Source organism: Bacillus sp. S14(2024) (assembly GCF_050473785.1).
GTDB lineage: Bacteria > Bacillota > Bacilli > Bacillales > Bacillaceae_G > Bacillus_A > Bacillus_A yunxiaonensis.
In genome coordinates this window covers 803,526-826,011 of sequence record NZ_JBFLUP010000006.1, presented here as the reverse complement: position 1 = coordinate 826,011, position 22,486 = coordinate 803,526, and the positions used below count along the sequence as shown (strand labels likewise).

Sequence of the window (22,486 nt, the reverse complement as noted above, 5' to 3'; positions counted from 1 at the left end):
TTACCTCATCACTTCATATAATTTTGGCAATGTTTCTTTTACAATCCCTTCGAATTGTTTTACTTCTTCCATCGTATTTTCCGGCGCTAAACTTACGCGAATTGCACTTGCTGCTACTTCGTGCGGCAAGCCCATCGCCAGTAAAACGTGGCTGACTTCGTTTGCTTTGGAAGAGCAAGCAGACTTTGTCGATACATACACATCACGTTCTTCTAGGGCATGTACAACAACCTCTGGCTTTAATCCTACAAATGATACGTTTAAAATATGCGGTGCCGTATGTTCATTCGGCGTATTAATTGTAACATCTTCCATATCATTAAAAACATGAATGAGTTCTTCTTTTAATGCTTGAAGATGCATGATATTCTCTGACTGCTTTTCTAATGTCATTCGCAAAGCTTTTATCATTGCAACAATTCCCGGCAAGTTTTCTGTACCAGAACGGTAACGCAACTCTTGTCCACCACCTGATAAAACTGGATCAAGTCTAACACCATCGCGAACATATAAAAGCCCTGTACCTTTTACACTATGGAACTTATGCCCAGAAATCGTACAAAGGTCAATATGATTTTCATACAAATCAAGCGGGACTTTTCCAATTCCTTGCACATGATCCACATGGAATCGTACTTTCGGATAATCTGCTAATAACTTCCCAATTTCACCAACAGGCTGAATCGCTCCCGTTTCGTTATTAACGTGAATCATGGAAACAAGAATTGTATCCTCTCGAAGAGCACGTTTTACATCTTCTACCGATACAACACCGTTTTTATTTACAGGTAAATATGTAACGTCAAAACCAAGATTTTCCAGCTGTTTATATGCCTCAGACACAGAAGCGTGTTCAATATTTGTTGTAATCATATGCTTGCCGCGGGAGCGATTTCTCATCGCAATCCCCTTAATTGCAAGGTTATTCCCTTCTGTTCCTCCAGACGTGAAGATAATTTCTGAAGGCTTGACACGAAGAAGCTGCGCTGCAATCGCACGTGATTGCGTTAATAAACGCTCTGATTCTCCTCCAAGGGAATGAATAGAAGAAGGATTCCCAAAATATTTTCCTGCAACTGTTACATAAGATTGCAAGGCTTCTGGGTATGGTTTTGTCGTCGCACTATTATCAAAATAGATCATCGTTCTTCCCCTTTCAGCGATATCGCATCACACAATCATATCATAAGTTCATGCGTTTACGCTAAACATGCTCATAGTTTCCGTCATTAAAGCGGAAGTATGCTTTTCTACTTTTAACTAAAAAACGCTCTATATTCCGCTATTCATTATAGCAATATTACATCCTCATGCATACAAAAGTTGTCTAAACAAAAACAAACCCCTTAATACATATTAAGGAGTTTGTTCTAAGTCAACAAATTCAGCAATCTTTTGGACAACACCTGGCTCAATTTGTTCTAATACAGAAGCTGCTTGTTCTAGTGCTGCATCATATTCATATTCACGGAATAATCGCTCTGCATGATCTAAACTTTGTGCCAGCATATCATCATGACTGCGATAACGGTTACCATACTGAATTAACTTCTCTACTAAATATGCTTGCTCAATTAATTCTTGCGTTGCTTCATATACACCATTTACAATAGCTGCCGCTTCTTCTAACGTACTGGTTACCACACCCATATTCAGGGGTTTTAATTCCAGCTGCTCATATACATTTTGCATCGCTTGTTGGCCGTTTTGCAAATCAACCATGATATTATCTGGTAAACCTGGTAAATTTGATTTTTGCATCATACGTTTTGATTCCATTATTGTATGGCGCATTTCTCGTAACGCTTCACGTGCTTCAAATTCATCTTTACGCATTGTTTGCAACATATCTTTGTACTCATCGTGAAGTATTTTCAATGTTTCACATTGCTCGTAAATTTCCTCTAATTCTTCTCGAATCACAGAGAATGCAATATCTTGCTCTGCAATACGAAGTTGTAAGACTTCGAAACGCTTCATCAAAATATGCATTTGTTTTTCAATCACTTTTTGTGATTCAATATCTTTATCTTGCAGCTGATAACTTTGCTTCACAAACTGTGTTTCTGCTTTTGTTTCCAGTGCCTGCTCGCGAATTGTTTCTAAATCTTCGTATACAGCTACTGTCTGCTGTTCAACATAATATTTCGCTCTCACTTCTAATTCCAATTGTTCGTATAACGTATCGAGCTGTGTTTTTAAAACGTCGATTTTTTCTTTTGCTTCTAGCACATGTAGATATTCTAAATCCGCAAGACATGTTTGCAGTTGTTGGTTCATTTCTCTTACTTCTTTTGGGATTTCCAAATGATTTAATACATAGCCTTGCTTTTTCATATCGTCGTGACCTTGTGTTAAGTCTTCTAATTGTACTGGTAAGGTCGCCTGGCATTCTACTAATAAGTCCGGCACTTCATGCACAATCAGTTCTAAATTTGATAGTCCTTCTTCTAAACTTATAACAATTTCACGCGCTTTTAAATAATCTCCATTTTGAGTGGCTTCTTCAAACGTTTGAAATTTCTTCGATTCCACATCAAGTGCCTCTTCTATTTTCTGTTCTGCTGAGCCAAACATATGTCGATGAGCAAGCACACTCTTTTTCATATTCCGATATGTATCGCGTAAATGTTCAATTTCTGAGTTGTTTTTCTCATAGCTTTCTAACAACTCTTGCAATTCATTTAAAATATCAGTAATTCGATGATCTGCTTCATCTAAACCGCTAATGGATTCATTCATTATATGCTTTGCTTTTCGGAAGGAAAATTGCGCGGCAAGTTTTTGAGCGCTTTCTAATTCTTTTTCTGCTTTCGGAAGAATATTAGCAATAATTTCATCCCATTCATTTCGCCATTTTCCAAACAGTTCTTCCGTTTGTCCGGTCATATTTAATTCTTTTACTCTCTTTAATTCATCTGCAACAGGCTTGTCCTTAATTTCTTGCTGCCATTGCTGCAATGCCTCAATATCTTTATATAAACGATTTCTCATCACGAGCTCTACTATAAGAAAGAGCAAAATAGCGCTCACTATGATGATAACGATCGTTAAAATTGAATCCATTCAAAAGCCTCCTATTTATCTTGTTTTTTGTCCGTTCCGTTTTTTGAAATGGAAGGCGTTATGTAAGAAAAGGAAAATCCCCTATATTTAACAACTTTCAATGTACTAATCATACCATGTAATTATATGTTTTTGGCCTAGTTTTTAGAAAAATTTCGCGAAAGAATTTACTCCTTCCAAATCCATTATGGATATACCTCTAACCCAAAGTGATAATTGTTAAAAAACAGTATTTCTTCTCGTAAATGCTATTACCGCTTAATTGATATACTACTATATCGTGATTAAAAAAAGAAGATGTTATCTCATAGGAAGCAAACAAAAAACAGCTCGTTTCCATACATACTGGTAACAAGCTGTTTTTATGTTTTTCGATTTTCTTTATACATAAGCCGCTCTCGGCAGGGGATAATGTGAACGCTCTATACAAAGAGTTTGCTCCATCCACTGCTCTACTTCCTTCATATACATTTCAATAAAAAATACTTCTGACGGAAATGAATGCAGCACTTCTGATATATATTGCGGATATAAATACGGCATACTAATCATTCCCTTCAGCTGTGTCATAAACATCGTGAAAGATACTTTTTGAAACTCTTTATTTTCCTGACCTTGTCTAATAAGTTGTTCTACATAATATCTCTCTTTTGAAAAGTAAATCGTCATTACTTCTCGAATTAATGTGCTATCTAATGAAAGTTCTCTATAAAAGAAACGAGTAAGCTCTCTTCGCTCAAATTGATATTGTAAAATATTGCGCACGATCTGAAATAATACTTCTTTTGAAGATAAAAAATTCCGCCGTTCAAATGTTATTTCAACTACACGTAAGTACCCCTCTAAAAAGTCTGACACCAACTGTTCCAGCAATCCTTGTTTTCCGGCAAAATAATATGAAATATTTGCTGCGTTGACATTTGCTTGTTTTGCTATATCACGCACCGATGTACCATCATATCCTTTCGCATAAAATAGAGAAATTGCCGCGTCGATAATCTTCTGTCTCACCTGTGTCACGCACTCACTCCCTTTCATCGAACAGCTTTTATCTTTTAACAAGCAGTAAGAACCCGGCTAGTTCAACTAACCATCAACCGAGGATGCCCCTCTACTGATGGAAGTTTCACTTTTATGTAAATTTCTTGACTTTTAAGACAAATTCCTTTAATTTTCTATCGACAAAGTCGTGCGAATTATAGCTTATTTTGCGACGATTTTACATTTTTTCAGGGAAAGGACGGCGTTTTCATGTTTACATCAGAAGGATATACAGGTACACGTGAGGAACAATACGAAACAGTAATCAAACAACTCGATGCATTATTAACAGGTGAGTCAAATGTAGTGGCTAACTTAGCAAATGCATCTGCTTTACTCAATGTGTTTTTACAAGATATTAACTGGGTGGGCTTTTATGTAACGGAAGGGAATCAGCTTGTACTTGGACCATTTCAAGGACTACCAGCTTGCGTTCGTATCCCATTTGGCCGTGGTGTATGCGGCGTAGCAGCGGAAACAAAAACGACGCAACTTGTCGCTGATGTTCATCAGTTCCCTGGACATATCGCCTGTGATGCAGCTTCTAATTCAGAAATTGTTGTACCACTTATCAAAAACGGTGAAGTCATCGGCGTACTCGACATCGACAGCCCAAATAAAGGTCGTTTTGATGAAATCGATCAAACATATTTAGAGAAATTTGTAGAAACTTTATTAAACCATATATAAAAAAAGAAAAAACGGCTCTTAAGATAGAGCCGTTTTTTCTTTTTGCAGCGCTTGTGATAAATCTACTACGATATCGTCCCACGCCTCAAGTCCTGCGGATAAGCGCAGTAAATTATCATAAATACCCATCTGCTCACGAATATGTTTTGGAATAACCGCATGTGTCATCGTTGCTGGATGCTGAATTAACGTTTCTGTATCACCAAGGCTAACTGCAATTGCAATTAACTTTAAGTTATCCATCAAAGCTTGTGCCTCTTCTTTTCCACCTTTTACTGTAAACGACAGCACACCACCGCCGCGCTTCATTTGTTTATTCGCAAGCATTCCTCCTGGATACCAAACATCTTCTACTAGTTCATGATTCCGCAGAAAAGCAGCAATTTTTTCTGCATTTTCAGAGTGGCGATCCATCCGCACTGCTAATGTTTTTAAACCGCGCAAAAGCAGCCATGCATCAAATGGTGACATAATCCCCCCAACATCTTTGCGAATCGGACGAATTTTTTCTGCAAGCTCTTTTGTTTTACAAATCGTAACACCCGCGACAACATCACCATGACCGCCAATATATTTTGTCGCACTGTGCAAAACAACATCGCAGCCTAATGTAAGTGGTCTTTGTAAATATGGTGAACAAAACGTATTATCAACAATAACGAGAAGTCCATGCTGCTTTGCTACTTTTACAACAAGTTCTAAATCAATAAGTTTCATCGTTGGATTAATTGGTGTTTCTACAAAAATAATCTTCGTATTCGGTTGAATACTATTTGTAATCTCTGCTTCTGTTTCCATCTCGCATAATGTATGCGTAATTGCAAATTTCTCCTCTAACACTTCTAAAAATCCATACGTACAACCGTACAATCCGTTAGAACAAACAATATGGTCCCCCGCTTTTAAAAAGGCTAAAAGCGTCCCTGAAATAGCTGCCATTCCAGAGCCAAACGCAAGCGCAGCTGCCCCTTCTTCTAAAGCTGCCATTCTTTCTTCAAATAACTCGACTGTCGGGTTACCAAGTCTAGAATAAATGTAAGCTGAATCATATCCAGCAAAGCTCGCTTCCCCTTGCTCAGCGGTTTCAAATGTATACGTAGATGTTTGAAATAACGGTGGTGTTAAACTCCCTTTATACTGTGCAGCATCATACCCGTGATGGACCAATGTCGTTTCGATATGTTTCTTTTTCATACAAACATCCCCCTTATACTTTATTTTATGTAAGCGTTTTCTATCTGTTGCTATCCTTTCCATGAGCATTCATAAAATTCCTTCTTGCATTTTTCCAAAATTTATATGTATAAAATGAAAATTGATATTCTTGACTCCCTCCTAATAAACAGATATAATAGCCTTTGTGTAAAATAAAAAGGCAGCCTTGTAATGTGAGTTTATTGTTTGTATTTTGTTCCTCATGAAGAGGTGTATCGTGTAACTCCCTGCTGCTGGAGCGAGGATACATGAAAATGAAATGCGCATAAATGTCAATTACGTCTGTTTTTATTTTACAAAAATAAAAACATTTAAAGGAGGAGTCATTCATGGCTCGTTATACAGGTCCATCTTGGAAACTTTCTCGTCGTCTTGGAATCTCTCTAAGCGGCACAGGTAAAGAATTAGAAAAACGCCCTTACGCACCAGGTCCACACGGTCCTAACCAACGTAAGAAACTTTCAGAATACGGTTTACAATTACAAGAAAAACAAAAACTTCGTCACATGTACGGCATGACTGAGCGTCAATTCCGTCGCACATTTGACCAAGCTGGTAAAATGAAAGGTAAACACGGTGAAAACTTCATGATCCTTCTTGAAGCTCGCCTTGACAACCTAGTTTACCGCATGGGCTTAACTCGCACTCGTCGTGCTGCTCGTCAATTAGTAAACCACGGCCACATCATGGTAGATGGCGCTCGCGTTGATATCCCATCTTTCCGCGTTAAACCAGGCCAAACAATCAGCGTTCGCGAAAAATCTCGCAACCTAGCTGTTGTTAAAGAAGCAGTTGAAGTTAACAACTTCGTACCTGAGTACTTAACTTTCGATGCTGACAAATTAGAAGCTACTTTCACTCGCTTACCAGAGCGCGCTGAGTTAGCTGCTGAAATCAACGAAGCGTTAATCGTAGAGTTCTACTCTCGTTAATGACGAAAAGCCAATCCTTTTGGATTGGCTTTTTTCTTTGAATAAAAATATTTATTTTAGCTTTATATTCATCGTTTTATCCTGTTCATGTTTCTCGACACAAACATATGGTTCACTATGATTTTTTTGTAAGTGAGTTTTTTCATTTTCTGCTAGCTGCCCTGCGTTCAGTAACGAAAAAATAATTAATGCTTCTAGTGACATATAGTTAAGCTCCTTTTTTTCTATCACTTATGATACATACATCATACAAGCTTGTTATGAACTTGAAGTGAACATACGGAAAATTTTTGAACAAAAAAAAGACTTCGGCATCACCGAAGTCTTTTTTTCATCTATATTCTCTTACGCTATTTCTTTACGCTTTTCCCCTAAAGAATAGTTCGCAACTTTTGTAATTGAGCTGTTTGCAATGAAGTAAATCTCCCCGTTTTCTGCAACTAGCTGCGTCGTACGAAGCCCTACTTCTTCGATGATGCCATCGATATCATTAATTTTCACTTTATCGCCAACTGAAAATTGATCTTCAAAAATAATAAAGAATCCTGTTACAACGTCTTTTACTAAGTTTTGTGCACCAAAACCAATTGCTAAACCAGCAACACTCACCCCAGCAAGAAGTGCTTTAATATCGATTCCTACTGTATCTAAAACCGTCATAATTACCATAAAATACACAACATAATGAACAATATTTTGACAAAGCTTCGTTAATGTCGCCTCACGTCTTTCGTTCGTACGCACAGGCGCTTTGCTGCTCATCTTAAAAATTTGTTCAATTCCTACACAAGCTACGCGAATAATCACTTTTGCAGCAATAAAAATAATAATTATTCTTAGGATAGTTCCCCCAAAGCTCATTAATTTTTCTGGATTTAAAACATAATCCTCTAAAATTTTCTGAATATCCATAAGATTAACTTCTCTCCTTTAAAAGGCAAAAAGCGTAAGGGTCCTTACGCTTTTTCGCACATTAGTAACGAATTAAGAAATATTTTTTCTTACCGCGGCGAATAATTGTAAACTTACCTTCAATGCGGTCTTTTTCTGTTACAGTGTAGTCTAACTCTTGTGTACGTTCACCATTCACATAAACCGCGCCATTTGTAATGTCTTCACGCGCTTGACGTTTTGATGGTGAAATTTTACTTTCTACAAGTACATCCACTAGTAATGCATCTTCTGTATTACGCTCCACAGATGGTACATCCTTAAAGCCTTGCTCGATTTCCGCCGCTGTTAATTCTGCAACAGAACCGCTAAATAGCGCTGCTGAAATTTTAATCGCTTGCTCTAATGCTGCTTCACCGTGAACAAGTTTTGTCATTTCAGAAGCTAATGCTTTTTGTGCTTCACGTTTTTCTGGTGCTTCCGCTACTTGTTTTTCTAACTCAAGAATCTCTTCATGAGATAAGAATGTAAAGTATTTTAAGTATTTAACAACATCGCGGTCATCTGTATTAATCCAGAATTGGTAGAACTCGTAAGGTGTTGTTTTTTCTGGGTCTAACCAAACTGCTCCGCCTTCTGTTTTACCAAACTTCGTACCGTCAGATTTCGTTACAAGTGGTACAGTTAAACCAAATGCCTTCGCATCTTCTTCTGATTTACGGATTAGTTCAAGACCAGCTGTGATGTTACCCCATTGGTCACTACCACCGATTTGTAATTTACAGCCGTATGTTTGGTATAAGTTTAAGAAATCGTATGATTGTAAAATCATGTAACTAAACTCTGTAAATGAGATACCTGTCTCTAAACGAGATGCAACTGTATCTTTCGCTAACATGTAGTTTAAACCAAAGTTTTTACCGATATCACGTAAGAATGTGATTAAGTCTAAAGAACCAATCCAATCATAGTTGTTTGCGATAATCGCTGGATTTCCTGCTTTTTCAAAGTCCAAGAAACTAGAAAGCTGCTCTTTAATGCGCTCACTGAAAAAGGCAACTGTTTCTTTTTCATTTAATGTACGTTCTGCTTTTTTACCACTTGGGTCACCGATTAAACCTGTACCTCCGCCAACAAGTGCGATTGGTTGATGCCCCGCTTGTTGGAAACGACGTAGTATTAAAATTGGCAGCATATGACCAATATGTAAACTGTCAGCTGTTGGATCAAAGCCACAGTATAATTTCACACTTTCTTTCTCTAACAACTCTTGTAAACCTTCTGCATCCGTTTGTTGGTTAATCAGACCACGGAACTCAAGATCTTGTAAAATGTTCATCAGATTCACTCCTTTAAAAATAGTTTGTGCGCGGAATTTAAAACATAAAAAAATCGCCCCTTCAATAAGGGACGATTTTACTCATCGCGTTACCACCCTAGTTGCAGGAAAAAACCTGCCACTTCATTCACATAACGGCTCATCACCGTCTTTCCCCTTTTAGATTCGGATTAAATCCAATCGAAGAAAGATGCTCCAGAGGTGTAATTCACGATCATTTATGTGCTGATTTCCACCGACCATCAGCTCTCTAAAACAGGGAAATGATCACTACTGTTCCCTTTCCACGCTCGATTATTTATATACTTCTCTTTATAACATCATTTGTATATGCCTGTCAAATGCAGCCCAAAATTTCTCCGTTGTGATTTCGTTATGTCACTTTTTTAAAATTTTTACTGATTGGCAATGAATATTGTAAGTAAAGAAAGGAGTGGAACACTGGCTAACAAAGAGATGTGAAACACAATTGATAAATCATTACCAATTGTCGCTTCAACAGGATCTTTAGCCGGAGACGCAAGAAAACGTAAAAAACGATCTCCCATATTCACTTTTTGCGGAAAATCAGGAATTTCCACATGATCACTATCTAAATGCTGTTTCAATCTATATTCTTTATCAAAGGGATTTTCGTTCAATTTCATCCACCTCCAGCAATTGTTTCAATTTCTTCATGCCATGATAAAGCCTCGATTTCACCGTTCCTACAGGAATATCAAGTACCTCTGCGATTTCCTTTTGCGGCATATCATGATAATAAGAAAGAATAAGGACCGCTCGTTGGTCCTCTGGAACCTTCAAAACCGCTTCTCTCACTGTAAGACGGTCTTCTTGCGAAAATTCCTTCTCTTGAATCGGTACAAGAAATGGTATAAGTGAACGCCATCTCTTTCTTCGATTCAGTTTATTAATCATAAGCCGATGACCAATTTGAAACAAATACGTTTTAATCTTTCCTTTTTCAATCTCATACATATGTTTCTTACGTTCTAACGTCAAAAACGTATCTTGAACGAGGTCTATGCTCAGCTGTTCATCACGGCTAAAACGATATAAAAACGTATATAACGCTGGTTTGATTAAGAGATATAATCTTTCTCCTGCTCGCTTATCCCCATTTTGATATGCAAGCATGAGTTCTTCCTCAATCCCAATCTGCGCCATGTTTTTTAATCTCCTTTATCCCCTTTAACGTTAAAGAGATTCGGCTAATTAAATAAATACTTGCAACTAATGTCCAAACCTGCGCTTGATTCGTAAAAAATTGTACATACGGATTTTGAACTGTTAATCCGCTTGAAACTAGGAAATTTAACACTTGTACACATATACAAGCGTACACTGCAACGCAGACAGATATTGTATCAAATACATTCCAACGAAAGTATACTTTTGTTTTTGTAAAATCGATTTTATTCCCGGCTTTCCGCACAATATATTTCTTGTCAAACGGTATAAGGATTGAGAACATAACAATCATTGTACTTGCCAGTGTAATCATTGAAACTTTAAACCCTATCGCCATTGGCAAAAACAGACCTATAGTAAACACGGTGATAATACTTATTACAACTAATGAAAGCATCATCCATCTATTCTGCATATAAACCGCCTCCTAATCTATCATGTCATAAACTTATACAAATACTGGAGGCAAATGGTTCAAAAATTATTTTATTTCTTAATAACATACTTAAAATAAGCAAGTTCTGAACTATACTTGATTCAGAACTTGCTTATTTAATCTTCCATCGTAGACAGTCGTCTATCGGCAAGTTTAATCCCCAAACCTTTAAACTAACGTGTAGCAGGGGCTTGGTTAGCTTGGCTAACCATAAGTGAGAAATGAGCTTTACTTATGAAAATGACTACGGTCGTTTTTCCAGTGCTAATTTAATCCCAAATGCCAAAAGTACAAAACCGCTTATCCCTTGAATAGCCCGCTCTGTGGACGGCTTTTTCATCCATGTCCGAATTGCATTGATTAAATAAATATAGAGTATAAACCATAGAAAGGTTAAAACTGTATATGTCATACCCATAATAAAAAGTTGAAAAAACGTATTTCCATCATGCTGTATAAATTGTGGTAAAAATGTTAAAAAGAAAATAGCTACTTTTGGATTTAACAAATTAGTAAGAAAACCTTGCCGGAAGCAAGGAGCACCCTGATACTTATTTTTAACTGTAATATCCTCTGTTTCTTTTCCTTTCTTCCGTAAAGACCACAATGATACGCATCCTAAATAAATAAGATAAATAGCACCAATATACTTAAAAATAGAAAATAAAAATGCCGATTTAACAAGAATTGCAGAAATCCCAAGTACAGCTGCTAACGTATGAATACTTAAACCGCATAGAATACCAAAAACAGTTTTCATTCCGCCTTGTTTTCCCTGCAACATTGTATTCTGAGTTACTAATCCCGTATCAGGTCCTGGCAAAATAATAAGAAAAATTGACATAGCAACAAAAAGATAATATTGCGTCATTAACATCCCTCCACAGGTTACATCTTTTCTTTATCTCTTGTATTAACCTTCTTGCATCCTCTGTTGCATTTTACATATTACAATAAGGTATATGTAACGCTGAACAATTTCAATACAATTTCACTATACTCTAAACAAGAAAGGCCTGAACCAAGTGTAGTTCAGACCTTTCTTACTTAATCTTCCATCGTAGACAAGTCTCCTGTTGGTAAGTTTAACTCCCACGCCTTTAATACACGGCGCATAATTTTACCGCTTCTCGTTTTTGGTAATTTATCACGGAACTCAATTTGACGAGGTGCCGCATGAGCAGCCAATCCTTTTTTCACAAATTGGCGAATATCTTCTTTTAACTCTTCAGATGGTTCATAACCTGTGCGCAGTGCAATAAATGCTTTAATAATCTCGCCGCGCACTGGGTCTGGGATTCCGATAACACCAGCTTCCGCAACTGCTGCGTGCTCGATTAATTTACTTTCCACTTCAAATGGACCAACGCGCTCGCCTGACGTCATAATAACATCATCAATACGCCCTTGGAACCAGAAGTATCCATCTTCATCCATATACGCAGAGTCACCTGACACATACCAGTCTCCTGGCATAAAATAAGACTCATATTTTTGCGGGTTATTCCAAACAGCACGCATCATCGATGGCCAGCCTTTTCCAATTGCTAAGTTCCCCATTGTATATGGCGGCACTTCATTTCCTTCATTATCAACGATTGCTGCCTTCACGCCCGGAATTGGTTTTCCCATTGATCCTGGACGAATTTCCATACAAGGATAGTTACAGATAACTTGTCCTCCTGTTTCTGTCATCCACCATGTATCATGAATGCGAAGATGGAACACTTTCATCGCCCAGCGAATAACTTCTGGATTTAACGGCTCACCAACACTCAAAATATGACGAAGTGCTGATAGATCATACTTCTTCAGCGTATCGTCACCAGCACCCATTAACATACGGAATGCTGTCGGAGCGCTATACCAAACTGTTACACCATAATTTTGAAGCGTTTCGTACCAAGCATCCGGGCTAAAGCGTCCACCTAAAACTACGTTAGAAGCCCCAACTAGCCAAGGCGCAAAAATACCGTATGCTGTTCCTGTTACCCAGCCTGGATCCGCTGTGCACCAATACACATCATCTTCTTTTAAGTCTAGTACCCATTTTGCTGTTTGATGCTGCTGCACCATTGCATTTTGAACGTGCAGCACACCTTTTGGTTTCCCTGTTGAACCAGACGTATAATGTAAAATAAGTCCATCTTCTCTTCCAAGCCATTCAATATTTAATTTATTCGAAGCTTGTTCAAAAAGTGGATTAAACGCCGTAATTTTACCGCCTTCTTCTACATTTTCACCAACGACAAATACCGTTTTTAATGCTGGTAAATCATTAAAAGGTATACGCTCTAACAATTCTGGCGTTGTTACAAGCACCTTTGCTTCACTATCCACTAAACGGTCGCATACAGCCGCTTCCATGAAAGCTTCAAATAGCGGTCCTACGATTGCTCCAAGTTTTACTGCACCAAGTAAAGTGAAATATAATTCCGGTGAACGAGGCATAAAAATAAAGACGCGATCGCCTTTTTCGACATCCCCATAATTCTTTAAGACATTTCCTGCTTTATTCGACAACTCCATCATTTCTTTAAATGTATACTTCTCTTTTCTCTCGCCATCTTGATAATACAATGCTACTTTATTTTTCCGGTGGGATTTGGCATGTCGATCAATTGCTTCGTAAGCCATATTTACTCGCCCAGTTTCATGCCAAGAAAAGTTTTGATTTACTTCTTCCCAATTAAAATTTTGATATGCTTCATCATAATTTAACAAATTATTTTCACCTTTAATTACTGGAAGCGTTTCTACTTTCATTCTTTACATCCCCCTTCTATGTACTCTATGTATTTATTATAAATATATTTTTTATAATTTTCAGTATTTTTTACAAATTTCGCACAAATTTTTACTGACAAATTTCGATTCACATCGCATACTGAGTACAGTAGTATGAAAATAGATAGTAGATTCACAAAGCTCTGAAGGTGGTGAGCCTAAAATTGATTCATAGTAAAGTATACAACGTAAGAAACTTGAAAACGCCGAAAGGAACTTTAATTATTGAAGGTCCTGTCAAAACGCATAATTTAGAAATGTATGAGTTTCATCCTGATCTAGTTGCCTTTCGACCTGCCGATCAGCAATATAAAGCAATTGTCGAAATTTCCAAGTTACCTGAAGCTCGCATCATTATCGCTCGTCATGAACAAATAATTATTGGCTATGTAACCTATTTATATCCTGATCCGCTTGAGAGATGGTCTGAAGGGAAAATGGACGATTTAATCGAACTTGGTGCCATTGAAGTCGCATCAGATTTTCGCGGATGTGCTGTTGGAAAGAACTTATTAGAAGTTTCTATGATGGATGATCATATGGAAGATTATATTATTTTAACAACTGAGTATTATTGGCACTGGGATTTAAAACAAACCGGCTTAAATGTTTGGGAATATCGAAAAGTAATGGAAAAAATGATGAATGCTGGCGGGCTTGAATGGATGGCAACAGATGATCCTGAAATTTGTTCGCATCCGGCAAACTGCTTAATGGTTCGCATTGGAAAACGCATTGATCCACAATCCATTCAAAAGTTTGATCGCTTACGCTTCCAGAATCGTTTCATGTACTAAAAGGGAGGATTACATCATGATTGTTGAAGAAATTATGAATCAAAATGTAACAGCGCTGCGCCCAACTGACACGATTGAAACAGCCTTACGAACATTAGCAGCAAAAAGCATCCGTCACATTCCAGTTGTAAATGAAAAATATGAAGTCGTTGGAATTATTTCCGACCGTGACGTTCGAGATGCAAGTCCATCTATTCTTGATGAACACGTTTCAAAGGATGCTCTTAAAGAACCGATTGAACGTATTATGAAACATCCCGTTATGACATGTCACCCTCTTGACTTCGTTGAAGAAATCGCCACGTTATTTTTTGAAAATAAAATTGGCTGTCTTCCCGTTACAAAAAGTGGTAAGCTTGTCGGTATTATTTCAGAATCGACTGTACTGCATACGCTTGTTAAATTAACAGGTGCTCATCAACCAAGTTCACAGGTTGAAATTCAAATAAAAAATGAACCTGGTATTCTTGGAAAAGTTGTTGCAGTTTTTAGTGAACTGAAAATTAACATTGTGAGCGTTCTCGTTTATCCAGCAAAAGAAGAGAGCGACAAAGTTCTTGTTTTCCGCATTCAAACAATGAATCCTCTTAAAGCAATTGAAGAGCTAGAACAAAAAGGCTACCGTGTGTTATGGCCGAATATCGCGGGGATGGGAACATGAAAAATGTATTCATTTACTCAGAAGATTATCAGGGCTATTCCTTTAGTCCTGATCACCCTTTTAATCAGCTTCGCGTAAAGCTGACGTATGATTTGCTCCAAAAAGGAGGATTCATACAGCCTTCACAAGTCATTACACCTCGAATCGCAACAGATGAAGAAATTGCTTTAATTCATACAGAGGAGTACATAAATGCGGTAAAACGTGCTGGAGAAGGAACGCTGGAAAAATCAATCGCAATGTCCTACGGTCTCGGAACAGAAGATACGCCAATGTTTGCGAATATGCATGAAGCAAGCGCCCTTCTTGTTGGAGGGACATTAACTGCGGTCGATGCAATCCTTGAAGGAAAAGCAGAGCATGCTCTAAATTTAGGAGGCGGCTTACATCACGGCTTTCGCGGCAAAGCATCTGGCTTTTGTATTTATAATGACAGCTCCATTGCCATTAAATATATGCAGCAAAAATACGGTCTTCGTGTTTTATACATTGATACAGACGCTCATCATGGTGATGGTGTGCAGTGGTCCTTTTATGATGATCCTAACGTATGCACAATTTCCTTGCATGAAACAGGGCGTTACTTATTTCCAGGAACAGGTGCTGTAAACGAACGTGGTCAAGGGAATGGATACAGCTATTCTTTTAATGTTCCTCTTGATGCTTTTACAGAAGATGAATCATTTATACATGCATATCGCACTGTTATTCGTGAAGTCGCTGATTATTTCAAACCAGATATCATCTTAACGCAAAACGGAGCTGATGCTCATTATTATGACCCTCTAACACATCTTTGTTCAACGATACAAATTTACCGTGAAATCCCAAGACTTGCTCATGAAATTGCTCATGAATATTGCAACGGCCGCTGGATTGCAGTCGGTGGCGGCGGTTATGATATGTGGCGCGTCGTTCCAAGAGCTTGGGCACTCATTTGGCTCGAAATGAATAACATCCAAAACATCTCAGGTTATCTCCCTCCAGAATGGATTGAAGCTTGGAAAGGACAAGCTCAAACAACTCTCCCACTCACCTGGGAAGACCCAGACAACATGTATAAACCAATTCCACGCAAACAAGAAATTGAAGAAAAGAACGAATTAACTGTAACAAAATGCCTAGAAATAATTCGGAATAATATGAAAAAAGTTTTATATTAAAATTAAAAATCCCTTTCTTTTTAGGGGGGACAAGAGCATCTGGCCATGCATAGAAGCGGTCAGGGCCTTTTCCTGCCACATACAAGGGTTAAAACAAAGGGAGGGAGCAAGCAAGTAGCGATCATAGTGTATTCTACATAACAGTGACTTATGTGTCCGAACATTAAAATGGGTTTATATAGAATAGGAGGTGTGCCTCCTATTCTAATATTATTAACTGTTTCAAGGAGTGTATATATACAAGTTGAAAAACCGACATAAAACCCCTTTCTTTTTAGCTGGACGAGAGCATCTGGCCATGCATAGAAGCGGTCAGGGCCTTTTTCTGCCACATGCAAGGGTTAAAACAAAAGGAGAAAGCGAGTGTTGGTCACTTTTTGTTCTGCGTGACAGCGAATTGTATGTTGAAAAATCAAAATGAGCTTATATAAATTTAATTAAAAAGACAATTTCGAGGAGTGGAACACATGGAAGTAATGATTAGATTAGCAGACAAAGAAGATGCCGCGTTGGTTCATGCAATCATGTTAGAAGCTTTTGAAGAATATCGAAATTTAGAAGTTCCCTCAAGCGCAATCCATGAAACCGTATCTTCTATACAACATTCATTACAAAATGGACATGAGCAAGCGTTACTCTGTTTTGTTAATGGTCTCCCTTCCGGTTCAGCAAGGTTTAAAATGAATCAAACCTCCCTTCATTTTTCACGTTTATCCATTTCTCCTACAGCACGAGGGAAAGGTATCGCTAAAAAGATGTTAAGATGGCTTGAAGACTATGCAAAAGAGCATGACAAAAGCAAAATGATATGTAGAGTTCGTACGGCACTCTCTAAAAATATTCGATTGTATGAAACACTTAGTTACAACATCGTAAAAGAAGAAACTGTAACAAATCTAAATGGTTTTTCTGTAAAAACTGTAGTTATGGAAAAGGCACTCTAAAAAGAAAGGAGATACTTCCATGTGGAAGCAACAACTTATACATACAGAGCGAGGAACATTTGAACTATTTACGAAAGGACACGGAGAGCCTCTTTGCGTGACACACCTTTACTCACAGTTTAATGAAACAGGTGATTATTTTGCCGATAGCTTCACATCCTTACATAAAGTTATATTAATTAACTTAAAAGAAGCAGGCAATTCAGTAACTGCTTGTAAAGAAGAAGAATTAAGCATGAAAGAAACAGTTGAAGACCTAGAAGCAATTCGAGAAGCGCTGAACATTCCATCATGGCATTTTGCAGGGCACTCTACCGGCGGCATGCTTGGGCTGATGTACGCTATAAACTATCCGCAATTATTACAATCTTTAATAGTAGTTGGCGCTGCTACTAGTGATTACACAAAAACGAAAGATTGCATTTACCATCCGGATCATCCTCAGTTTGCATATATGCAGCAACTCATTGAAGATTTAAAACTGCCGCATCTTACGAAAGAAGAAAGACATACTTTATCAATCAAACGCACGAAATTATCTTTATATCATCCAGAACAATATGAAACATACTTTTCAAAACCGGTTCATAAGACGATGGCCGCAAGCCGTATGAACTATTTTTCAAAAGAATTTCGTAGCTTTGATTTAAGAGAACAACTTGCTAGCGTAACAACAAAAACGTTAATCATTTGTGGAAAACACGATGTTCAATGTCCTATTGCATCGTCCCTACAAATACATCAAGGTATTCGAAACTCTTCTTTTATTCCTTTTGAACACAGCAATCATTATCCCTTTTTAGAAGAGAAAGAGAAATTTTCATCTGTTATTACAGGGTTCTATCATTCTTTGAAAGAAGGAAGTGGAAAAGTATAATGCTTCAAAATGGGGTGAGATTCATAACGGTTAATCACATTCGTCATTGGTGCAAAGTTGCTGGTGCCCAGCACGAGACAACACCAATTATTGTTATTCACGGCGGGCCAGGAGGAAATCATTATGTATTTGAGCGAACAATTGGTCCAAAACTAGAGGAATTTACAACTGTCATTTATTATGAGCAACGTGGATGCGGACGTTCTGATCCTCCCGAAAATACAGAAGATTACTCTATCGCTATTCTAGTCGATGATCTTGAAAAACTAAGGGAAGCTCTGCAGATTCCCAAATTCCATCTACTTGGCTATTCTTTTGGCGGACAACTTAGTTTGGAATATGCGTTAGCTTATCCAAACCAAGTAGAAACGTTACTTCTGCAATTCCCACCATTATTTTCCCCACTAAATATGCATCTTCTTAATATTCCATATAAACGAATCAATCCCTTTTGAAAAATGAGATATCGGTTTTTCTTTAGAAAGCTCACTATGAAAAGGAGAAAAAAGTGTATTCATCCCGATTTCTGTCTCTATTTTTTGTAACGGCCAAGGACTATGATGGATTTCCCCACAATAGATGTTACCTCTTTTATCAGCACTATATAAGCAATATCGCTCTGTGAGCCAATGATCTATCGTTCCTGTATTAGCAAAATTCACTTCTTGTGAAGGCATGAACGATCCACTAAATGTTACTTGAGTATTTGTTTTACCTTTTCTAATACTTTGACAATGAATAGTTTTATCTTCATTTTGAAAAGAAATCTGTGCGGGATAGTACGGTAAACGGTACCATCTCTTTGCAATTGTATAAGAAGCCCAGTTCTCGACGTCTAGAGACATAAAATAGACACCCGGTTTACCATTATAATGAACATACGTTCTTACATTGACTTCTGAAAATTTAGGAGTTATTGAAATAGATGGCAACCCTCGAGGATAAATTCCCTCCATAACAAATGCAACAATTCCTAACCAAGCATAGTGTTCAAAGGTGTCAATTTGTAAGGGGGCAGGTATATGTGGACGGAGTGCTTCCGGTCGAATAGGCCAATGGAGAAAAAATAGATCCCGCCATGTTTGTCGCATGATCCACTTTTTCGAAGGTAATGGAAAGGGGCGATGAATGATATCATTTAATAAGTTCATGAAAATGACCTCCTTCTTACTAGCTAGCAGCACCTAAAGCCGTAGAAAATATATACGACTAAGCTACGTTAAAAAATCAATGCTGGTTGTTGTACAATTTTGAAGATCCTTTTATAGTCTTTCCGTTAAAGAAAACTTCAATCCGACTCCTTTTATATTTCCTTTCCTTGATGTAGCTAAGAGTAATTTCATATAAAATGATAATTATTTCTCCTTGGGGAATAATGGTAATGACGACTGTTTAATTTATACAATAGTGGAGAAGTGAATATGCCGAACATTTTTATTTATGTAGCGTTTGCAATGTTATCCATTGTATTTTTTCTATTATTATTCATACTTATTGGTTGGCGTTGGATTTTAAAACTAATCGTCAAGAGGTTTGGAAAAATCATTTTAACTGATAGTTATCAAGAAAATCTTATAGAATTGATGCCCGGTCTAAGACATATGGGTATCCAAAATATGCTAGAAAACAGCTTACGTTCAGAAACAGGCAGCGTCCTTCAGCGACCACTTGCTGGCTCTTCAAAAAATTGGCCGCATTTGGACCCGATAACTTTTATTCCTGCTCAAACGACACCATTTCCAGTTGATGGTGAAGAAGAAGTCGATGTAAAAATAACGATTGGACCAAAAGCAAAAAAACCACTAGAAATTCAAATCCCCCTAATGATCAGTGGTATGGGCTATGGAATAGGTCTTAGTGAACAAGCAAGGCTTTCACTAGCAGAAGCAGCTAAAAATGCAGGAACAGCGATTAATTCTGGTGAAGGAGGAATCTTACCTGAAGAGTTAAGCGCAGCCGGGAAGTATATTTTACAGTTTTCAAGAACAGCATGGGCAAAGGAAAAAGAATTAATTAAGCGTGCTGACATGATTGAAATTAAACTCGGCCAAGGTGCACTAGTCGGGATGGGTAAGAAAATCCCACCTAAAGATTTAACAGGGCGCGCTCGCGAGGTGATGGGGCTTAAGGAAAATGAGGATGCCGTGATTTTTGAACATTTTTTTGAGAATCAAACATTAAAGGACATAAAAGAACTAGTTGAGGAACTAAGAAATTTATCTGGCGGTGTCCCCATTGGTGTGAAAATAGGAGCGGGTGGCAAAATTGAAGAAGATATTGATCATTTAATTGACCAAGGTGTTGATTTTATCGCAATTGACGGAGGACAAGCAGCGATGAAAGAGGCTCCGCCTATTTTATGCGATGATTTTGGTATCCCAACATTACATGCAGTCGTTCGCGCTGTGAATCATTTAGAAAAAAGAAATAAGAAAGGAGAAATAAGTTTAATTGTCTCCGGAGGACTTTTAGTCCCTGGACACTTTTTGAAGGTGCTCGCACTCGGCGCTGATGCCGTATATCTTGGCTCTTCAATGTTATTTTCTCTCTCTCATACTCAATCCTTCAATGCACTTCCTTTTGAGCCGCCGACACAAGTTATTTGGTATAACGGGAAATTCAAGGATCAATTTAATGTCGAGGATGGGGTAAAATCTGCTGAAAAGTTTTTAACCGCAAGTATAGAAGAAATAAAAATGGCATTAAGAGCAATGGGAAAACGATCCTTAAAAGAATTGTCAAAAAAAGATTTAGTATCGTATGATGAGTTAACTGCGAAAATGGTTGGGATCCCGTTTTCATTTGAACCTTGGGAAGACAAGCAAATACAGAAATAAATGCTATGATTGAAACACTAACTATATTTTCAAATTACATCTTCATTAATAAAGAGAAACTTCTATCAGTAGAGAGGTTCTTCCTCCTCTCACCGATGGAAATTTCTTTTTTTTACTCTTAAACGGAATCCTTTATCTTTTGAATATTTTCATGAGAAATGAAAGAACTTAATAAAAAACGCTATCATTACACCATATATGGCACTACATAAAGAAGGTGAAGGCTATAAAAAGATTTCTAATTTTGTATGTCCTATTTGTAATTATAACAGGCTGGTCTACTAAACAGGCTTTTGCTGAAAAACATGAAGAAGCTGAATTAACGAAAAATGTAAAATATTCATCGCACCAGAACGAACCACTGCCATTTTCAACTCCTCCAAAACAAGAAAAGGCGATTTTAGATGTACCGCTCATACCTCAAAAACCCGAGCTAAAATTCGGCTGTGAAGTGACGAGCTTAGCGATGGTACTGCAATACGCTGGCGTGAAAGTCGATAAAATGCAATTAGCAAACAATATCAAAAAAGACAATGATTCGTTGTCTATCAGCAAAGACGGGGATATTCTTCAATGGGGAAACCCTAAAGAAGGGTTCGTTGGAGATATAACAGGGAAAACTATAGGATATGCTGTTTACGTTGAACCATTGCAACAATTAATGGAACATTATCTTCCAAATCGCACAGTAAATTTAACAGGGAAATCTTTTGATAATGTGCTAGCTCAAGTCAACATAGGTAAACCTGTCGTAGTTTGGACAACAGGGGATTACAAACTTCCTGACAAATGGGCGTCTTGGAAACATGGAAACGAAAACATTACAGCTCCTCTAGATTTACACGCTGTTGTACTCGTAGGTTTTGAAAATGGATACGTTTATATTAATGATCCTTTAACTGAGAAAAAAGCACTGAAGGTAAACAAAAAAACGTTTATTCAATCTTGGGATGCGTTAGAGAAGCAGGCTCTGTCGTATCGTTAACAAATATAAAAAGAAATGTGCCCTTTAAAAGCACATTTCTTTTTGTTATCTTTCCAGAAGCTCACAAAAAAGGAAAACGCATTCAGTTTCCTGAATTTACTTTCATTCCCTTTTACTCTTTATTTCTACCTTAAATCTATATACAATGTATGAGATAGAACTCATAATTTTATATATAATCGTGGAAAGGATGAGAATTATATATGTGGAACGAGTTTAAAAAGTTCGCTTTAAAAGGGAATGTTATCGATTTAGCTGTCGGGGTTATTATCGGTGCTGCTTTTGGAAAAATCGTTGATTCATTAGTAAAGAATATCATGACACCTTTACTTGGAATACTAATTGGAGGCGTTGACTTTACAGGACTAAGCCTTAAAGTTGGTAAGGCTTCTTTAGAGTACGGAAAATTCATCCAAACAGTCTTTGACTTCTTAATCGTATCATTCTCCATCTTCTTATTCATTAAACTATTCAATAAACTAGCATTCAAAAAAGAAGAAGAGAAGAAAGAGGAAGTACCTACACCAACAAAAGAAGAAGTACTTCTTACAGAAATTCGTGATTTATTGAAACAGCAAAACGCATCAAGAGACAATGCATAATAAAATAGACAAAAAGAGAGCGGGCATAGATT

The 22,486-nt window shown here is 37.5% G+C and carries 23 protein-coding genes, 1 pseudogene and 1 other annotated feature; of the genes and pseudogenes, 11 read left to right on the top strand and 13 right to left on the bottom strand.

Annotated features, from left to right (window positions below):
- The 3 genes from AB1279_RS04505 to refZ all read right to left on the bottom strand — a co-directional run bounded on the left by AB1279_RS04505 (window position 1) and on the right by refZ (window position 4,086).
- On the bottom strand, window positions 1-1,143 hold the full coding sequence (locus AB1279_RS04505; protein WP_429757980.1) for a cysteine desulfurase family protein: 1,143 nt from the start codon (window positions 1,141-1,143) through the stop codon (window positions 1-3).
- A 213-nt stretch (window positions 1,144-1,356) separates the two neighbouring features.
- Window positions 1,357-3,066 carry a septation ring formation regulator EzrA gene (gene ezrA / locus AB1279_RS04500; protein WP_429757979.1) on the bottom strand — a complete coding sequence of 570 codons (1,710 nt, stop codon included), beginning with the start codon at window positions 3,064-3,066 and terminating at the stop codon, window positions 1,357-1,359.
- Window positions 3,067-3,447: 381 nt separating this feature from the next.
- The gene (gene refZ / locus AB1279_RS04495) at window positions 3,448-4,086 is read right to left on the bottom strand and encodes a forespore capture DNA-binding protein RefZ (RefSeq protein ID WP_429757978.1); all 639 of its coding nucleotides are present in this window, start codon (window positions 4,084-4,086) and stop codon (window positions 3,448-3,450) included.
- Window positions 4,087-4,317: 231 nt separating this feature from the next.
- On the opposite strand from refZ, the gene AB1279_RS04490 reads away from it, so the two are divergent.
- Complete coding sequence (locus AB1279_RS04490; protein WP_429757977.1) at window positions 4,318-4,797, top strand: GAF domain-containing protein; 480 nt, start codon at window positions 4,318-4,320, stop codon at window positions 4,795-4,797.
- Between the two features lie 18 nt (window positions 4,798-4,815).
- On the opposite strand, the gene megL is transcribed toward AB1279_RS04490, so the two are convergent.
- Window positions 4,816-5,991: a methionine gamma-lyase gene (gene megL, locus AB1279_RS04485; RefSeq protein ID WP_429757976.1), complete on the bottom strand. Its 1,176-nt coding sequence runs from the start codon at window positions 5,989-5,991 to the stop codon at window positions 4,816-4,818.
- Window positions 5,992-6,341: 350 nt separating this feature from the next.
- Between megL and rpsD the strand changes: the two genes are divergently transcribed.
- Window positions 6,342-6,944, top strand: coding sequence for a 30S ribosomal protein S4 (rpsD, locus tag AB1279_RS04480; RefSeq protein WP_429757975.1), 603 nt, complete (start codon window positions 6,342-6,344; stop codon window positions 6,942-6,944).
- A 51-nt stretch (window positions 6,945-6,995) separates the two neighbouring features.
- On the opposite strand, the gene AB1279_RS04475 is transcribed toward rpsD, so the two are convergent.
- The 8 genes from AB1279_RS04475 to acsA form a co-directional block, all read right to left on the bottom strand.
- Complete coding sequence (locus AB1279_RS04475; RefSeq protein ID WP_336481975.1) at window positions 6,996-7,148, bottom strand: transporter; 153 nt, start codon at window positions 7,146-7,148, stop codon at window positions 6,996-6,998.
- 141 nt (window positions 7,149-7,289) lie between these two features.
- Entirely contained in the window at window positions 7,290-7,856 is a 567-nt protein-coding gene (locus AB1279_RS04470; RefSeq protein ID WP_336481976.1) for a mechanosensitive ion channel family protein, read from the bottom strand.
- A gap of 61 nt (window positions 7,857-7,917) precedes the next feature.
- Window positions 7,918-9,174 (bottom strand): tyrosine--tRNA ligase, encoded by a 1,257-nt coding sequence (gene tyrS, locus AB1279_RS04465; protein WP_098305443.1) that lies wholly within the window; start codon window positions 9,172-9,174, stop codon window positions 7,918-7,920.
- Between the two features lie 64 nt (window positions 9,175-9,238).
- Window positions 9,239-9,470: a binding site (T-box leader), on the bottom strand.
- A 99-nt stretch (window positions 9,471-9,569) separates the two neighbouring features.
- Window positions 9,570-9,815: a hypothetical protein gene (locus AB1279_RS04460; protein WP_429753568.1), complete on the bottom strand. Its 246-nt coding sequence runs from the start codon at window positions 9,813-9,815 to the stop codon at window positions 9,570-9,572.
- Window positions 9,796-10,341, bottom strand: a complete 546-nt coding sequence (locus AB1279_RS04455; protein ID WP_429757974.1) for an RNA polymerase sigma factor — start codon at window positions 10,339-10,341, stop codon at window positions 9,796-9,798. Before AB1279_RS04455 ends, AB1279_RS04460 begins: the two co-directional genes overlap by 20 nt.
- Complete coding sequence (locus AB1279_RS04450) at window positions 10,322-10,780, bottom strand: hypothetical protein (protein WP_429757973.1); 459 nt, start codon at window positions 10,778-10,780, stop codon at window positions 10,322-10,324. The genes AB1279_RS04455 and AB1279_RS04450 overlap by 20 nt, the downstream gene beginning before the upstream one ends.
- Window positions 10,781-11,045: 265 nt before the next feature.
- The gene (locus AB1279_RS04445; RefSeq protein ID WP_429757972.1) at window positions 11,046-11,672 is read right to left on the bottom strand and encodes a LysE family translocator; all 627 of its coding nucleotides are present in this window, start codon (window positions 11,670-11,672) and stop codon (window positions 11,046-11,048) included.
- A gap of 176 nt (window positions 11,673-11,848) precedes the next feature.
- Window positions 11,849-13,567: an acetate--CoA ligase gene (gene acsA, locus AB1279_RS04440; protein WP_336481982.1), complete on the bottom strand. Its 1,719-nt coding sequence runs from the start codon at window positions 13,565-13,567 to the stop codon at window positions 11,849-11,851.
- 185 nt (window positions 13,568-13,752) lie between these two features.
- Here acsA and AB1279_RS04435 point away from each other — a divergent pair, with 185 nt between their 5' ends.
- The 6 genes and pseudogenes from AB1279_RS04435 to AB1279_RS04410 form a co-directional block, all read left to right on the top strand.
- Window positions 13,753-14,385 (top strand): GNAT family N-acetyltransferase, encoded by a 633-nt coding sequence (locus tag AB1279_RS04435; protein ID WP_336481983.1) that lies wholly within the window; start codon window positions 13,753-13,755, stop codon window positions 14,383-14,385.
- A 16-nt stretch (window positions 14,386-14,401) separates the two neighbouring features.
- On the top strand, window positions 14,402-15,046 hold the full coding sequence (locus AB1279_RS04430) for an acetoin utilization AcuB family protein (protein ID WP_429757971.1): 645 nt from the start codon (window positions 14,402-14,404) through the stop codon (window positions 15,044-15,046).
- A complete protein-coding gene (locus AB1279_RS04425) occupies window positions 15,043-16,209 on the top strand; it encodes an acetoin utilization protein AcuC (protein ID WP_429757970.1) in 1,167 nt (388 codons plus the stop codon). Before AB1279_RS04430 ends, AB1279_RS04425 begins: the two co-directional genes overlap by 4 nt.
- A gap of 467 nt (window positions 16,210-16,676) precedes the next feature.
- Window positions 16,677-17,153, top strand: coding sequence for an N-acetyltransferase family protein (locus AB1279_RS04420; protein WP_429757969.1), 477 nt, complete (start codon window positions 16,677-16,679; stop codon window positions 17,151-17,153).
- A gap of 19 nt (window positions 17,154-17,172) precedes the next feature.
- Window positions 17,173-18,030 (top strand): alpha/beta fold hydrolase, encoded by an 858-nt coding sequence (locus AB1279_RS04415; protein ID WP_429757968.1) that lies wholly within the window; start codon window positions 17,173-17,175, stop codon window positions 18,028-18,030.
- Window positions 18,030-18,425, top strand: a pseudogene (locus AB1279_RS04410) (alpha/beta fold hydrolase); the annotation flags it as partial. The gene AB1279_RS04415 and the pseudogene AB1279_RS04410, both read left to right, overlap by 1 nt.
- A gap of 9 nt (window positions 18,426-18,434) precedes the next feature.
- On the opposite strand, the gene AB1279_RS04405 reads toward AB1279_RS04410, so the two are convergent.
- Complete coding sequence (locus tag AB1279_RS04405) at window positions 18,435-19,181, bottom strand: YqjF family protein (RefSeq protein ID WP_429757967.1); 747 nt, start codon at window positions 19,179-19,181, stop codon at window positions 18,435-18,437.
- A 270-nt stretch (window positions 19,182-19,451) separates the two neighbouring features.
- Here AB1279_RS04405 and AB1279_RS04400 point away from each other — a divergent pair, with 270 nt between their 5' ends.
- The 3 genes from AB1279_RS04400 (at window position 19,452) to mscL (ending at window position 22,454) form a co-directional block, all read left to right on the top strand.
- Window positions 19,452-20,867, top strand: a complete 1,416-nt coding sequence (locus AB1279_RS04400; RefSeq protein ID WP_429757966.1) for an FMN-binding glutamate synthase family protein — start codon at window positions 19,452-19,454, stop codon at window positions 20,865-20,867.
- Window positions 20,868-21,111: 244 nt separating this feature from the next.
- Window positions 21,112-21,852 carry a C39 family peptidase gene (locus AB1279_RS04395; RefSeq protein ID WP_429757965.1) on the top strand — a complete coding sequence of 247 codons (741 nt, stop codon included), beginning with the start codon at window positions 21,112-21,114 and terminating at the stop codon, window positions 21,850-21,852.
- A gap of 203 nt (window positions 21,853-22,055) precedes the next feature.
- Complete coding sequence (gene mscL, locus AB1279_RS04390; protein WP_429757964.1) at window positions 22,056-22,454, top strand: large conductance mechanosensitive channel protein MscL; 399 nt, start codon at window positions 22,056-22,058, stop codon at window positions 22,452-22,454.
- Window positions 22,455-22,486 lie beyond the last annotated feature (32 nt).